Origin of the sequence: Bilifractor sp. LCP21S3_F8 (assembly GCF_052117805.1) — a bacterium.
Lineage (GTDB): Bacteria > Bacillota > Clostridia > Lachnospirales > Lachnospiraceae > Bilifractor.
In genome coordinates this window covers 1-13,528 of the sequence record NZ_JBQKIK010000020.1, presented here as the reverse complement: position 1 = coordinate 13,528, position 13,528 = coordinate 1, and the positions used below count along the sequence as shown (strand labels likewise).

Genomic DNA, 13,528 nt, shown 5'->3' with positions numbered 1-13,528 from the left:
GGAGGCGCTTCATGTACGCCGTAAGTGAACAATACAAGGCTGCCATGAAGCAGCCGGTGCAGAGATTCCGGATGACCGGAAAAGTCGGGAGGGTGTCCTTTACGGATGACAACATCCTATCCGGATCCTTCTCCATCACGAACCAGTGCTCGGATGATTCCTCCGTCCAGATCGGACAGGTCTACATTGGGGAACTGGATGTGACGCTCATGAACCTGAAGATCCCTCGGTACAGTTGGAAGGACCAGGAAATCGCACCGGTTTTCGGAATGCGGCTTGCAGACGGAAGCTTCGAGGATGTGCCGCTTGGCGTGTTCACCATAGACTCTGCAAAGCATACCGCTTCCGGTGTGGTGATCAAGGCATATGATCACATGGCAAAGTTCGATCAAAACTGCTCCGTCACGTCCATCAACGGTACCGCCTACAACCTGATGCTGACAGCTTGTACAGCCTGCGGGCTTTCCCTTGGAACTTCCAGTGAAGCGTTCGCAGCAATGGCAAACGGCTCTGATGAGCTTTCCCTTTACAGCGAATCCGATATCGAAACCTGGCGGGACTTTGTTTCGTGGGTTGCTGCATCGATAGCTGCGAATGTTTACGCCGGACGGGATGGGAAGATCTATGTCAAATCTTATGGTCAGACTGTGGTTGATGAGATCGACACCGAACATCGTTTTACCGGATGTGAGTTCTCCGATTTCTCAACCAGATACACCGGCCTCTCCGTTGTGAATATCGATGCGAAGAGCACATCCTACTATGCCCTCGATACGGATGACGGCCTTACCTACAACATCGGCTCGGATCCCTTCCTCCAGTATGGTGTGGAGGAGAAAAAGGACGCACAGAGAAGGGCAATCCTCACCGCACTTTCGAAGGTTGACTACGTGCCGTTTAAGGCGGAGCTGATCGGGAATCCCGCCTATGATCTCATGGACGTGTTTCGCTTTACCGACGGCCTTGCCGACAAGGACAAGCTCTTCTGCATGACGAAGTACGCGTTCAACTACAACAAGTCCTTCACGATGCAGGGCGTGGGGCAGGACCCGGCGCTGGCATCGGCAAAGTCCAAGACGGACAAGAACCTGCAGGGCATCTTGTCCTCCAATGAGAATCAGGACTATATTCGCTACTACGATTACCAGAACGCCGCTGATTACGACATCGCGGATACAGCAAAAGCCAAGATCATTGATATCCGCTATGTCACGGTGAAGGATACCCACATCGACTTCCACGCGGAGATCAAGCTGACGCTCGACACGACAGAGACAGAAGCGGAAGAAATAATATCGGATACCGATGCGGTGATGGTCGTTACGTACTACCTGAACGGGGAGGAGGTCAAGGATTATGTCCCGGTGGAAATGTTGCCAGATGGGACGCACCTCCTGCATCTTCTTTTTACATGGAACAGTACAGCAAATCTTACCGGGAACTTTGAAGTTTGGCTCTCAATGGCCGGTGGCAGCTGCCACATCGCACGTGGAGATGCAAGAGCTTACATGGCAGGACAGGGACTCGCAGGAAGCGGTGCGTGGGATGGCACCATTTCCGTTTACGATACGGTTCCGGAGATGAACCTATTTCCGGTGTATCGCAGTTTTGATGCCTCAGTAACCGTTGGCCTGCTCTCGCCTGAAACCGCAGGTTATTCCGACATCGTTCCATCCATGCAGTTATCCAGTGTGCTGCAGCCGATCGCTGGGGCCATCGGTACGGTGAAGTTCCTGCACCGGTTTGATACGGAGCATCTCGATACCGTCACCTACAGCAACGATGAGATTGAGGTGAAGGATGGCGCATGGAAGTTAAAAGATGGTGTGACCATAGCGGAACTTGTGACAAAGGCTTGTGAAGCAGATCAGATCCTTTCCATTACTTCGAACTGTGACAGCAATAATGTGAACTTCCTCGCCTCCTTCGATCACGGCAGTACTTGGTGGGAATACGCCAATGGCTGGATCACGCCGGACACCACAAAGGAATCCTATGGCATGTTTGCTCCGGCGATGAAGGAGATCACCAAAAAGCAGTGGGCAGAAAAACTCAATGGTTCCATTCAGCTGAAGGCAATCATCCACGAGAAAGGAACACTTACGGACATCCAGATCTTTACGAAAGAGGTGAAAGAATGATCAAAGGACATACCAAAATCGAGCTTTTTAATGCGGATACCGGAGAGCGCGAATTTCAATATGAGAAGGACAATCTTGTCACCAATGCCGTGCAGGAGCTGATTGCCTTCCAGACCATGATGGGCAGACCGATGAATAATAACGTCTTTCCCATCGCAAAGAATGCGCTCGGTGGCATCCTGCTTTTTGATGGAAAACTCGCTGAGGACGTGAACAATACGAACTTCCCGACGGATGCAAAGCTTGTGGGTTACGCTTCCCGGGATACCAACACGGATGATGCGATGCGGGGATCTCTAAATGCGATCGAGACACATAAAACGGATACCGGCTATGTTTCCGTCTGGGACTTTGGCACCGCACAGGCAAACGGAACCATCCAGTCGGTTGCCCTGACGAGTGCCTACGCCGGGGTGAATCCCTTCCAGAGACAGGTCTGCGGGGACTTCTACTGTGACATGGATACCATCGAGAACAAAGAGCATAACGGAAGACCCTTCCTCGTAAAGGATGGGTTTGTGTACTGGCTGAATTCGGATGGTGTGACGGTGCAGCGCGGAAGATTTGATCCCTATGCGGTGAAGGTCGCAGACCAGACCTATGGTTCCTTTACTCTCCCGTATGAAACGGTGACGACGCTTAAGCTTCCGGATTACCAGAACTTTAGCAATATCGGCCCGGCAAAATACTGGATGCCCGGCACGGACGGCTACCTTTACCTCATCACGCAGAACAACCGGATCAGCAGCTACACCTCTTACGGGAACACCTACTACAACTATTATTACGATGAGGGAAACGAGAAGGACGATGCGAAGCTGTATCTCACGAAGTACAAGATGTCCGATCTTTCTTTTGAGAAACAGCCGGAGGAAGTGATCACATTAGCCGGAGTACATCTGGCTTCACGAAGTGATTATTCGATTGTGGTCAACAAGGGATATCTCTATGCCAAATCTTATGACGAGCACAGTATCTACATCGTGAACCTGTCCAATCCGGTGGACATCAAGATCTTTACCTTTGATAACAGCGGAACCTTCGATAGAATGGCGCCGATGCTCTATAACGGAGGCGTTCAGTACCAGTATCGATACCAGAAGGACGGGAACAGCTGCTACAAGACTGGTTTTCTTTACCCGGATGCTTCTCACTCTGAGGAGGCGGTTGACGGAGCTGCAATCGAGATTCCACCGATCCTTCATTCTGATGGGAAACTCCTCGCAACCTATCACTACGACGGGTATTACGACAACGATCGGATCCGCACCGCACTCCGATGCGCCTATCTTGGCACGATCAACAACCTGTCGTCTCCAATCACAAAGAACGCCTCGCAGACCATGAAAATCACGTACACGCTGACCGATAAGGAGGACGCATGAAGAAGCAGTATGAACTCCCTTACAACTTTTCCTATGACTTTATTCCGAAGCTCTCGCGAAAACGGGAGCTTTTTTCGTACATTCGCTGCATTTACCTTCCGGCATGGAAGGAGGATGCCGTGAGCACGAGACAGGACATCGAGACCAGAGAGGAGTATCCCAAAACTTATGAGGAGTATGTCCTTCGCCTGAAATGCCTGCAGCAGTTGGGGCTTCCACTCTGCGTGCTGATGCAAAGAGATGCGACACTGGACGCTCTGGAGAAGTATTACAACCATGGCATTCGGATCTTCACGATCAGCGAGGATGCGCTGGCGATTGCCGCAAAGAGCCGACATCCGGAGATCTCGGTCACACTTTCGATCACAAGCACTCTTACAGCGGCAGACATCCAGAGCCGGGATCTCTCCATGTACGACCACATCGTGCTGTTCTACTGGTTCTCCCGCCACCTCGATGCGATGAGGAATCTGCCAAAGAAGTACCGCTATATCCTGATTCCGAACACGGACTGCTACTGGAACTGCAAATGGCATGATGCACACTGGTTTGCCACAAGCCGGGAAGAAGAGAGGGCAGCCACGAGGCTGTGCCGGAAGTGCATTCATGACATGCAGGATACCTCGTTTATCGAGCCGGAGAATCTTTCCTACTTTGATCCGTATATCGACAGTTACAAACTGGTGGACCGCCTCAATACAACGGATCAGATTCTCACCGATCTCGAGCGGTATGTCTCGCGGAACACCGGCGCGCAGAAGCGGGAGGAGGCGTACTTCAATGTCGATTAAGAAGATCAAGTATGGTGGAGCACACAAGGTGATCAAGCGGCTCTGCGAGGCAGGGAACCAGCTGATTGATGAGGTGAGACAAGTAGCGGAGTTTGATAAAGACGGAGACGGAGTTGTGGACAATGCCGCAAAGGTGAACGGACACACGGTGGCCTGTGACGTACCTGAGAATGCGGTCTTTACGGATACCGCCTATGACGACTCTGAGGTTAAGGCTGCGGTGAAGGCAAATACAGAAGCCCTCGGCGGGCATACCGTAAAATCCGATGTCCCGGAAGGAGCCGTCTTTACGGATACGACCTACACCTTTGAGCTAAGTGACGGAAAACTCACCATCCGCTCCTCGGAAGGAACCAAACAGGTGCTGACTCTTCCGGCATCCGGATCTGGAGGATCTTCCAGTGACGTCACGGAGGTAAGCAAGCCCTCCTTCGATCACATCAAGAACGTCGCTGCTGTGACAAAGCTTGCGCTGGATGTGGATGACGGGAGGGGATTCATTACCTATCCCGCAAACAGCGCTGTGCATTTGAAGAGATCCTCAATCATGAAGAGTGATCCGGATATCCGCCTGAAAGTCGTGGAAGTACAGCTTTCGGACGGAACCCTGTCAACGGACATGGATACCTATAACGGATTCCGGTTCTATGCCACAACAGGAAAGTGCATCATAGATAGCGAAGATAACGGAACAAGAAGCTATCCAGATGCGGATCAGATCGGGCATTTCAAGTTTGCCGATGGTGTTGCTAACGATGAGACAACTCTGATGGCTTATAACCAGGCAACGCTCAAGTACAAGTACCTCATGGTGTATGTGGAAGATTAAAGAAGGGAGGTGATTCCATTGATCGATTTTATTTTGCACTACTGGATTCAGGAGCTGTTCGCGCTGATCATTGCCGTCATCACATGGCTGTGGCGGACGTTGCTTCGGAGAAAGCAGGAGAATGACGAAATCAAAGAAGGAATGATGGCATTGCTGCATGACCGTATTTATCAGGCCTGCAGCTTTTTTATTACCCGGGGATGGTGCTCTCCGGAGGACCGGAGCAACCTCGAGTACCTGTACAAGCCATACAAGGCGCTCGGCGGGAATGGTACGGGGGAGTCCCTGTACAAGAAATGTCTGGAACTGCCGCTTACGGCAGACAGAAATAAAAAGAAGGAGGAATGACTTATGGACTTTGGAATTGCAAGTGTGGCAGCGATCACGGTAATCGCGTATCTGGTCGGTATTGGCTGTAAGGCAGCTGGCTCCATAAAGGACGAGCTGATCCCTGTGATCTGTGGATGCGTCGGTGCGGTGCTTGGTATTGCAGGACTTTACCTGATGCCAGACTTCCCGGCAAAGGATGTCATCAATGCCCTTGCTGTCGGCATCGTGTCCGGTCTTGCAGCGACTGGTGTAAACCAGATCTACAAGCAGCTCACAAAGACAGATGCGTGAGAGGAGGTGATCCTCGTATCTCGGCTGCTCCATCCGTTAATGGAGCACTGTAATTCACGGCTCTTCGGGTTTCAAAACCCGGAGGGCTTTTCTTGTTGGAATGAAGGAGGAGAAACACATGAGTGAATTCAGAGGAATTGACGTCAGCCACTGGCAGGGAGACATTGACTGGGCAAAGGTAAAAGCGGCGGGCATCCAGTTTGCGATCATCAAGGCGGGCGGATCGGACGCTGGCTTTTATACGGACCCCAGATGGGAGGAGAACTACCGGGAAGCAAAAGCAAATGGAATTGCTGTCGGGGCATACTACTTTGTAGGACCTGCCTGCACATCGGCAGAGGATGGTGAAGCTGACGCCCAGAGGTTTCTTGCGCAGCTTAAGGGCAAGCAGCTTGAATATCCAGTCTTCATGGATAACGAAGCACAGCCTGTATCTGCAAAAGCAGGAATTACAGAGGCAACGATCGCATTCTGTCGGGCACTTGAGGCGGCAGGATACTTTGCTGGCATCTATGGATCTACCTATTCCGGATTCCGCGACAGGATGGATGATTCCAGACTCACGTCTTTCACGCACTGGGTAGCCCAGTATGCTTCAAAGTGCACCTATGGCGGAGCATACGGAATCTGGCAGTATTCATCTTCCGGCAGAATTTCCGGTATTAATGGCAATGTGGATCTGGATATTTCCTATCAGGATTATCCTTCCGTCATCACTGCCGGAGGCTTCAATGGTTATGGCAAGGGAAGTAAACCGGTGCAGATTACACCAGCATCTTCTCCTGCACCATCACAGCCAGTAAGTTCCGGATTTGCCGTTGGCGATGTTGTTCAGGTTACCAATGCAGTGACCTATGATGGAGTACCTTTCAAACTTTGGTACAACGAATACTCCGTGATGGAAGTGTCAGGTGACCGGGTTGTGATTGGCATCGGCGGTCAGGTGACAGCGGCAGTTAATGCAGCTAACCTTACCAAAGTATCTGGTGGAGGGAATGCTCCTTTCGCTGGTGATAATCTTTCTGTCGGTGACCAGGTAAAAGTTATTCATCCTGTGACCTATGATGGCAGACGCTTCACTGTCTGGTATGACACCTATACGGTGATGGAAATCACTGGTAATCGGGTAGTCATTGGTGTCAACGGGACAGTCACGGCGGCAGTCAAACGGAGCAGCATCAAGAAGGTTTAAATCGGACAACTGTGTAAAATGAAAAGCACCCGGTAAGGATGCTTAAATGAAATTGTGCAATTCTTCTTTTTCAGCATATCAGGAGTCCACTTGATATCTTTTTATTCTTTGAGCTTTTTTCTAGAATGTTTATTCTTCTTCATGTGCTTTATTAATTGTAGAATAAACTTTCTGAAACCTGAATTAACTGTTTTTTTATAAGGTCATAAGATTAATGCCTGTGCTTTATGCATAGGCATTTTTTTTTATTTGATTTCCAGCTTTTTCAGCTAATTTTCCCCGCCTCTGAACACAAAAATGCTGCCTTTGTGTCCGTATACGATTGCAGGAATAGTCCTGCCATAGTTACGAGGAGGACAGAGGCAGTATGGATAATGAAAAGAATAATGTTGTTGAGCTTGGATGCGGACACCTCCCGATTGATATGACACCGCCAGAGAGAACACTCGATGACTACCGCAATGATTATTGTTACCATCTTGCGGTCAAACTTCTTGATGAACTCAGAGACAATGGAGATATTACCGACAAGGAATATGCCAAATGTGAGCATCACTTTCGTGCAAAATATATCCCGATTTATGCCGCTTTATTGCCGGATCTTCGTTGATATCACCGCCTATCAGAGCCAATATGTCACGTACAGAAAGGAGGCCGAGACAGTGGCAACGATAATTACGATCGATCCTTCGAAGAAGGACAATAAGAAAAAACTGAAGGTGGCTGCTTACTGCAGAGTTTCAACAGGCTCCGCTGAACAGGAAGAAAGCTTGACGGCACAAAGGGAACACTACGAGGACTATATCAAAAGCAACCCCGCGTGGGAGTTCGCCGGACTTTATTACGACGAAGCAGTCAGCGGCACCTCGACTGAGAGAAGAGAGGCGCTGACAAAGATGCTTGAAGATGCACGGCAGGGCAAGATCGATTTTATTCTGACAAAAAGCATCTCAAGATTCAGTCGGAACAAGATCGACTGTCTGAATATGACACGGGAGCTTTCAGCCTGCGGTGTAGGAATCTACTTTGAAAAGGAGAACATCAACACACAGACGATGGGCAGCGAGTTCCTGCTGGCAGTTATGAGCAGCCTTGCAGAGAGCGAGTCGAGGAGCATTTCCACAAACGAAAAATGGGGAATCAGAGTCCGAATGAAGAGTGGCACCTATAAACAGGGGACCCCTCCTTACGGGTACGACATCGATGACGGGAAGTTGGTCGTCAATAAGGAGCAGGCAGAGATAGTAAGGATGGTCTTTTGCATGGCTCTCGACGGCATGGGATCCTATAAAATTGCCAAGAAGCTGAATGAACTCGGAATCAAGACCCCTAGAAATGGGAAAATGTGGAACGCATCTAACATACGAGGCATGCTTCATAATGAGCGGTATATCGGAGACACGCTCTACATGAAGACCTTCACGGATGAAGAATACAATCATCATTACAATCACGGTGAGGTAGAACAATACTATCTGAAGAATACGCATGAGCCGATCATCACCCGGGAGAATTTTGAAAAAGTACAGCACCTGATTGGGCAAAGGAAGAAGGAGAGAAAAATTCAGGATAGAACCGGCTTCTATCAATCTAATCATCTTTTTACTGGAAAAATGATATGCCTGCATTGTGGAGCTCACCTGAAGCATGTTGTGCGCAGCGGCAGAAAGAGTGGACTTTATGATGCATGGGCTTGTCCTACTCACATTCGAGATAAAGATAAGTGCCCGCTCAAGGTGCTAGAAGACAGTAAGATCCGAGCAGCGTTTACGACGATGATGAATAAGCTCATCTTTGCACGACGTCAGGTGCTGGAGCCCTACATTAAAAATCTTGAAAACCTCGATACAGAGAACGCGGATAAAGAAATCGCTGAGATCGATGCTGCGTATTCGGCTCTCCTTAAGCAGCAGGCCGCCATTATGCAGCTTGCAGCTGATGGAGTTCTCGACACTTCAACCTGCCAGAAAGAGCTCGCCGACTTGAATGATAAAAAGAATGACCTCGGATCGAAAAAGACTTCGCTGACGCTGGCCGTTTCCAATAATTACAAATACATTACCGAGGCGGGACGACTTCTCAAATACTTGAGAGAACACAACATCACAAAAGAGATGGACGAGAATGCATTCTTGGAGTTTGTTGACGAGATCGCTGTGTACTCGAGAAATATGATCGGGTTCCGGCTAAGCTGCGGACTCGAGCTGAAGGAGGAATTGCAATGAGATCAGTACTTTATGGTTATCGGATTGAAAATGGGGAGGCAGTTATTGAGCCCCGAGAGGCAGAGCGGGTGAGGGCTGCTTTTGATTCATTCAGAAAGCACGGTAATTTAACGCAGGCGCTCAGAGATTCCGGGATTCAGAAGAACCATCCTTTCATGTCTCTTATGCTCGCGAATCCAAAATACAAAGGTGATGAGTTCTATCCGGAAATCATTGATGACAATACGTTCGAAGAGGTTCAGACAAAGCGACAGAAGAAAAAGAGGCCTGCCAGCAAGAACACAGATATAAAGCCTGGAACAAGGTTCCGCTTTTTGGATTACAAGGACGAAGAACTTCCAACGGATCCAGTTGCGAGGGCGACCTATGTATATGAAAGAATTGAGGTGAAAGAATAATGGCAAGCACTCCAGAGGTTATTATCATCCCTGCCAGAAAGAAGATCGGGAATCAGGTGGTAAGGAACAATGAGAAAAAAATCCACGTAGCGGCATATTGCAGGGTTTCCACAGATTCCGACGAACAGGAGGAAAGCTACGATGCCCAACTGAAACATTTTGAGGAGGAACTGCAGAAGAATCCGGCATGGGTGTCAGCTGGGATTTATGCAGACGACGGTATTAGTGCCACCAACACCAAGAAGCGTGAACAATTTAATCAGATGATTGATGACGCGCTGGCCGGTAAGATCGATATGATTCGCACGAAGTCGATCAGCCGATTCGCCAGAAACACGGTTGATTGCCTGCAGACAGTACGAAAGCTCAGGGCAAAGAACATTGGTATTTATTTTGAGAAGGAAGGCATCAACACGCTCGACGCGAATGGTGAGGTCCTTTTGACCATCCTTTCATCGCTGGCACAGCAGGAAAGTGAATCCTTATCACAGAATGTTAAACTGGGCTATCAGTACAGATTCCAAAAGGGAAAAGTAAATGTAAACTACAATCGCTTCCTTGGATACACCAAGGGAGAGGATGGAAAGCTGGAAATTGTACCAGAAGAGGCAGAGATCGTAAAACGCATCTATCGGGAGTATCTTGAAGGAGGAAGCACGATCAGCATTGCAAAGGGCCTTGGCCGGGATGGTATCAGAAATGGTGCAGGAAATACAAAATGGCAGGGGACGAATATCCAACAGATCCTGTCAAATGAGAAATATATAGGTGATGCCCTGCTACAGAAGACGGTAACGATTGATACGCTCCAAAAGAAAAGAGTAAAGAACGTTGACCATATGCCACAGTACTATGTGCGAGACGACCATCCTGCAATAATACCGAGAGAGCTGTTCTATGAGGTTCAGGCGGAAATGACACGGCGTGCTGAACTTCGACGAGAGGGAAGACTCAATCAGAAATATTGCAGCCATATCGCCATGAGCGGCAAGGTGATCTGCGGCGAATGTGGTGCGCCATTTCAGCGAACGCAGTGGATCCTGAAAGGGGAGAAAGTGATTGTTTGGAGATGCAGATCACGCCTGCAGAAGGGCAAAAAAAGCGGCTGTCATTCCAGAACGGTAAGAGAAGCCGATCTTCAGAAAGCTGTCGTCAAAGCGGTACAGGATCTGATCCTTGATGAGGACAGAATATACAACGACATATGCTCAGATGCGCAGGAATTGACCACAGGAAACACGGATATGGAGCTTGCCGACATCAATTTCAAACTTGCTGAGCTTCAGCAGCAAGTTCTTTCCAGGGTCAAGGCTGGAAAAGATACATCCGAGCTTGCTGAGGAGATCCAGCAGCTCAGAGACAGAAAAAATAAGATTGAGACCGAAAAGTCGGAACGGAAGCGTGACGAAGATCGGGTTGCTGCTTTGCGAGAATCCGTCGAAAAGGCAAAAGATAAAGTGCTCACCTATGATGAGCAGCTGGTAAGGAACTTTATCGAGGAGATCAGAGTCTTTCCAGACAAGCTCACCATCACGGTGAAGGGCGGAGCAAAGGAGGACATCATAATTTAAGGATGAAAATATTTCATGCCGTCTCGGGATTCCGGGGCGGCTTTTCTGTTGGCAAGATAATGCTACCATATTAAACTAACATTGGGTCTAAATGAGCCTATAGAAAATATCAGATGGTTATATTTGATAAACTTCCACACAAAGAGGTGGGTCGGTAGTGAAAATCAGAATTTTACGGTCAGTAAGGAATGCGTAAAGTTATATGATTGTATTATAAGCGATTTGTTAAATTTTTATAACCACTTGTATTTGCCTGCGATTTATGGTATAATATTTTGAAATTTAGAAAGAGGTGGGAAGATGATTAACTTTTCTTGCAAATAAAATCAAAATATGCGGTAGTGCTATACTTTGGCATTATTGTGTCTATTGCAAGAAAGTTATATGTCTATCTTACTCAATATAGTGCTGTTGCCACTTTTGCTTAGTGGTGTTATTTTATGCTATGACGAGCTGCAAGGATAAACTTTCTTGTGGCTCTTATTTTGTTTTGGAGGTGCTTTATGAATAGTGCAGAACAGATAGTTACACATGATTCACTCCGTATAGTGTCGGTTCCTTTTGGTGAAATCTATACGTAGTAAACATTCACCGAACCGACTTTGTATCGTATGACATGCAAAGGAGGATAATATTTATGTCAATGATTAAAATTGAAAACCTTACGTTTTCATATCCGACAAGTTATGATAATGTTTTTGAAAATGTCAGTTTCCAGGTTGATACCGATTGGAAGCTTGGTTTTGTGGGCAGAAACGGACGAGGTAAAACAACCTTTCTGAATCTTCTGCTTGGGAAATATGAGTATAGTGGAAAAATCCTATCATCCGTACAGTTTGATTATTTTCCTTATCCCGTTTCAGATAAGAATCGTATTACAGAGGATATATTGCAGGAGATTTGCCCACTTGCGGAAGAATGGGAACTTATGCGAGAACTTTCTTATCTTGATGTTGATGTCGATGTGCTTTGGCGACCTTTTGAAACACTTTCCAACGGAGAGCAGACAAAGGTTTTGATTGCCGCTCTTTTTCTTAATGAAGGGCATTTCCTACTGATTGATGAACCTACCAACCATTTGGATGCCAAAGCGAGAAAAAGTGTGGCGGCATATCTGAAAAAGAAAAAGGGATTCATCTTAGTTTCTCACGATCGTCGCTTTCTTGACGATTGTGTTGACTATATTCTATCGATTAACCGAGCGAATATCGAAGTGCAAAGAGGAAACTTTTCATCATGGATGTCAAATTTTGAGCGACAGCAAGAATTTGAACTGGCTCAGAACGAACGTTTGCAAAAGGACATCAGACGATTACAGCAGTCGGCAAAACGCGCTGCAGTATGGTCTGAACGTGTAGAAGCTTCCAAAATTGGGGCAGCAGATAAAGGTTATGTCGGTCATAAAGCCGCCAAAATGATGAAGCGTTCAAAATCTATAGAAGCGAGACAACAACAGACAATCGAACAAAAATCAGCATTGCTGAAAAATATGGAAACCGCAGAAGCCCTCAAGATACAACCGCTTAATTACCATACAGATTTGCTTGCATCATTATCGAATGTAGTAGTTTATTATGATGGCATTTCAGTTTGTGAACCCGTTTCGTTTGAAATAAGACAGGGAGAACGCATTGTGCTTGATGGAAAGAACGGCAGTGGCAAAAGTAGCCTGTTAAAGTTGGTAGTCGGGCAGTCCATAGATTATACGGGTACAGTAACACTTGGCTCTGGGCTTGTAATTTCTTATGTGCCACAGGATACATCGTATTTATGTGGAACCCTTTCCGAGTTTGCAGAAGAAAACAACCTTGATGAAAGTTTGTTCAAGGCAATTCTTAGGAAAATGGACTTTGAGCGTGTACAGTTTGAAAAGGATATTAAAGACTTTTCTGGCGGGCAAAAGAAGAAAGTCCTAATTGCGAAAAGCCTTTGTGAAAAGGCACACTTGTATGTATGGGATGAACCGCTCAACTTTATTGATGTGTACTCACGTATGCAGATTGAACAACTCATAACGGAGTTTGCCCCGACCATGCTCCTGGTAGAACATGACAGTGTTTTTCGAGATACTGTGGCAAGTAAAATTGTGAATATCTAAATTGGTTCTTCCGCAATTTTACGTTTTTCGCTTTAATAAAAATGGAGAATGCTGATTTACACTGGCATTCCAGTATTGAAAAATTACAAAATACGGATAATTGCGTAAGAACCTCTAAATTAAAATAATTGTATGGGTTAATTCCAGCTTTACAGAGACTCAAATTCCAGTTTGTTGCCTTGATTCCTTTAGATATGTTTCCTCATTTGATGCCTGAGTTTTAGATATATTTCCGCAAACAGTGGCAAATTTTCGATATGTTTCCACAAACAGTCGG

Annotated in this window: 12 protein-coding genes; all 12 read left to right on the top strand. The window is 47.2% G+C overall.

What is annotated here, in order from left to right; all coding sequences use genetic code 11:
• The first annotated feature begins 11 nt into the window (after positions 1–11).
• The 12 genes from ACTQ3A_RS09680 (at position 12) to ACTQ3A_RS09625 (ending at position 13,251) form a co-directional block, all read left to right on the top strand.
• On the top strand, positions 12–2,141 hold the full coding sequence (locus tag ACTQ3A_RS09680; protein WP_441494704.1) for a hypothetical protein: 2,130 nt from the start codon (positions 12–14) through the stop codon (positions 2,139–2,141).
• Positions 2,138–3,526 (top strand): hypothetical protein, encoded by a 1,389-nt coding sequence (locus ACTQ3A_RS09675; RefSeq protein ID WP_441494703.1) that lies wholly within the window; start codon positions 2,138–2,140, stop codon positions 3,524–3,526. The genes ACTQ3A_RS09680 and ACTQ3A_RS09675 overlap by 4 nt, the downstream gene beginning before the upstream one ends.
• Positions 3,523–4,317 carry a hypothetical protein gene (locus tag ACTQ3A_RS09670; protein ID WP_441494702.1) on the top strand — a complete coding sequence of 265 codons (795 nt, stop codon included), beginning with the start codon at positions 3,523–3,525 and terminating at the stop codon, positions 4,315–4,317. The genes ACTQ3A_RS09675 and ACTQ3A_RS09670 overlap by 4 nt, the downstream gene beginning before the upstream one ends.
• Positions 4,307–5,146, top strand: a complete 840-nt coding sequence (locus ACTQ3A_RS09665) for a hypothetical protein (protein WP_441494701.1) — start codon at positions 4,307–4,309, stop codon at positions 5,144–5,146. Before ACTQ3A_RS09670 ends, ACTQ3A_RS09665 begins: the two co-directional genes overlap by 11 nt.
• An 18-nt stretch (positions 5,147–5,164) precedes the next feature.
• On the top strand, positions 5,165–5,494 hold the full coding sequence (locus ACTQ3A_RS09660; protein WP_441494700.1) for a hypothetical protein: 330 nt from the start codon (positions 5,165–5,167) through the stop codon (positions 5,492–5,494).
• Between the two features lie 3 nt (positions 5,495–5,497).
• Positions 5,498–5,767, top strand: a complete 270-nt coding sequence (locus tag ACTQ3A_RS09655; RefSeq protein ID WP_441494699.1) for a phage holin family protein — start codon at positions 5,498–5,500, stop codon at positions 5,765–5,767.
• 118 nt (positions 5,768–5,885) lie between these two features.
• A complete protein-coding gene (locus ACTQ3A_RS09650) occupies positions 5,886–6,959 on the top strand; it encodes a glycoside hydrolase family 25 protein (RefSeq protein ID WP_441494698.1) in 1,074 nt (357 codons plus the stop codon).
• 367 nt (positions 6,960–7,326) lie between these two features.
• Positions 7,327–7,569 (top strand): SHOCT domain-containing protein, encoded by a 243-nt coding sequence (locus ACTQ3A_RS09645; protein ID WP_441494697.1) that lies wholly within the window; start codon positions 7,327–7,329, stop codon positions 7,567–7,569.
• Positions 7,570–7,621: 52 nt separating this feature from the next.
• Positions 7,622–9,184: a recombinase family protein gene (locus tag ACTQ3A_RS09640; RefSeq protein ID WP_441494696.1), complete on the top strand. Its 1,563-nt coding sequence runs from the start codon at positions 7,622–7,624 to the stop codon at positions 9,182–9,184.
• On the top strand, positions 9,181–9,582 hold the full coding sequence (locus ACTQ3A_RS09635) for a hypothetical protein (RefSeq protein WP_441494695.1): 402 nt from the start codon (positions 9,181–9,183) through the stop codon (positions 9,580–9,582). The genes ACTQ3A_RS09640 and ACTQ3A_RS09635 overlap by 4 nt, the downstream gene beginning before the upstream one ends.
• Positions 9,582–11,153 carry a recombinase family protein gene (locus tag ACTQ3A_RS09630; RefSeq protein WP_441494694.1) on the top strand — a complete coding sequence of 524 codons (1,572 nt, stop codon included), beginning with the start codon at positions 9,582–9,584 and terminating at the stop codon, positions 11,151–11,153. The genes ACTQ3A_RS09635 and ACTQ3A_RS09630 overlap by 1 nt, the downstream gene beginning before the upstream one ends.
• A gap of 637 nt (positions 11,154–11,790) precedes the next feature.
• Complete coding sequence (locus ACTQ3A_RS09625) at positions 11,791–13,251, top strand: Lsa family ABC-F type ribosomal protection protein (RefSeq protein WP_002584327.1); 1,461 nt, start codon at positions 11,791–11,793, stop codon at positions 13,249–13,251.
• Positions 13,252–13,528 lie beyond the last annotated feature (277 nt).

Coding starts and splice junctions, on each gene's coding strand:
- ACTQ3A_RS09675 (WP_441494703.1), top strand. CDS start 2,138: ATGATCAAAGGACATACCAAAATCGAGCTTTTTAATGCGGATACCGGA.
- ACTQ3A_RS09650 (WP_441494698.1), top strand. CDS start 5,886: ATGAGTGAATTCAGAGGAATTGACGTCAGCCACTGGCAGGGAGACATT.
- ACTQ3A_RS09630 (WP_441494694.1), top strand. CDS start 9,582: ATGGCAAGCACTCCAGAGGTTATTATCATCCCTGCCAGAAAGAAGATC.
- ACTQ3A_RS09635 (WP_441494695.1), top strand. CDS start 9,181: ATGAGATCAGTACTTTATGGTTATCGGATTGAAAATGGGGAGGCAGTT.
- ACTQ3A_RS09670 (WP_441494702.1), top strand. CDS start 3,523: ATGAAGAAGCAGTATGAACTCCCTTACAACTTTTCCTATGACTTTATT.
- ACTQ3A_RS09680 (WP_441494704.1), top strand. CDS start 12: ATGTACGCCGTAAGTGAACAATACAAGGCTGCCATGAAGCAGCCGGTG.
- ACTQ3A_RS09655 (WP_441494699.1), top strand. CDS start 5,498: ATGGACTTTGGAATTGCAAGTGTGGCAGCGATCACGGTAATCGCGTAT.
- ACTQ3A_RS09665 (WP_441494701.1), top strand. CDS start 4,307: ATGTCGATTAAGAAGATCAAGTATGGTGGAGCACACAAGGTGATCAAG.
- ACTQ3A_RS09625 (WP_002584327.1), top strand. CDS start 11,791: ATGTCAATGATTAAAATTGAAAACCTTACGTTTTCATATCCGACAAGT.
- ACTQ3A_RS09645 (WP_441494697.1), top strand. CDS start 7,327: ATGGATAATGAAAAGAATAATGTTGTTGAGCTTGGATGCGGACACCTC.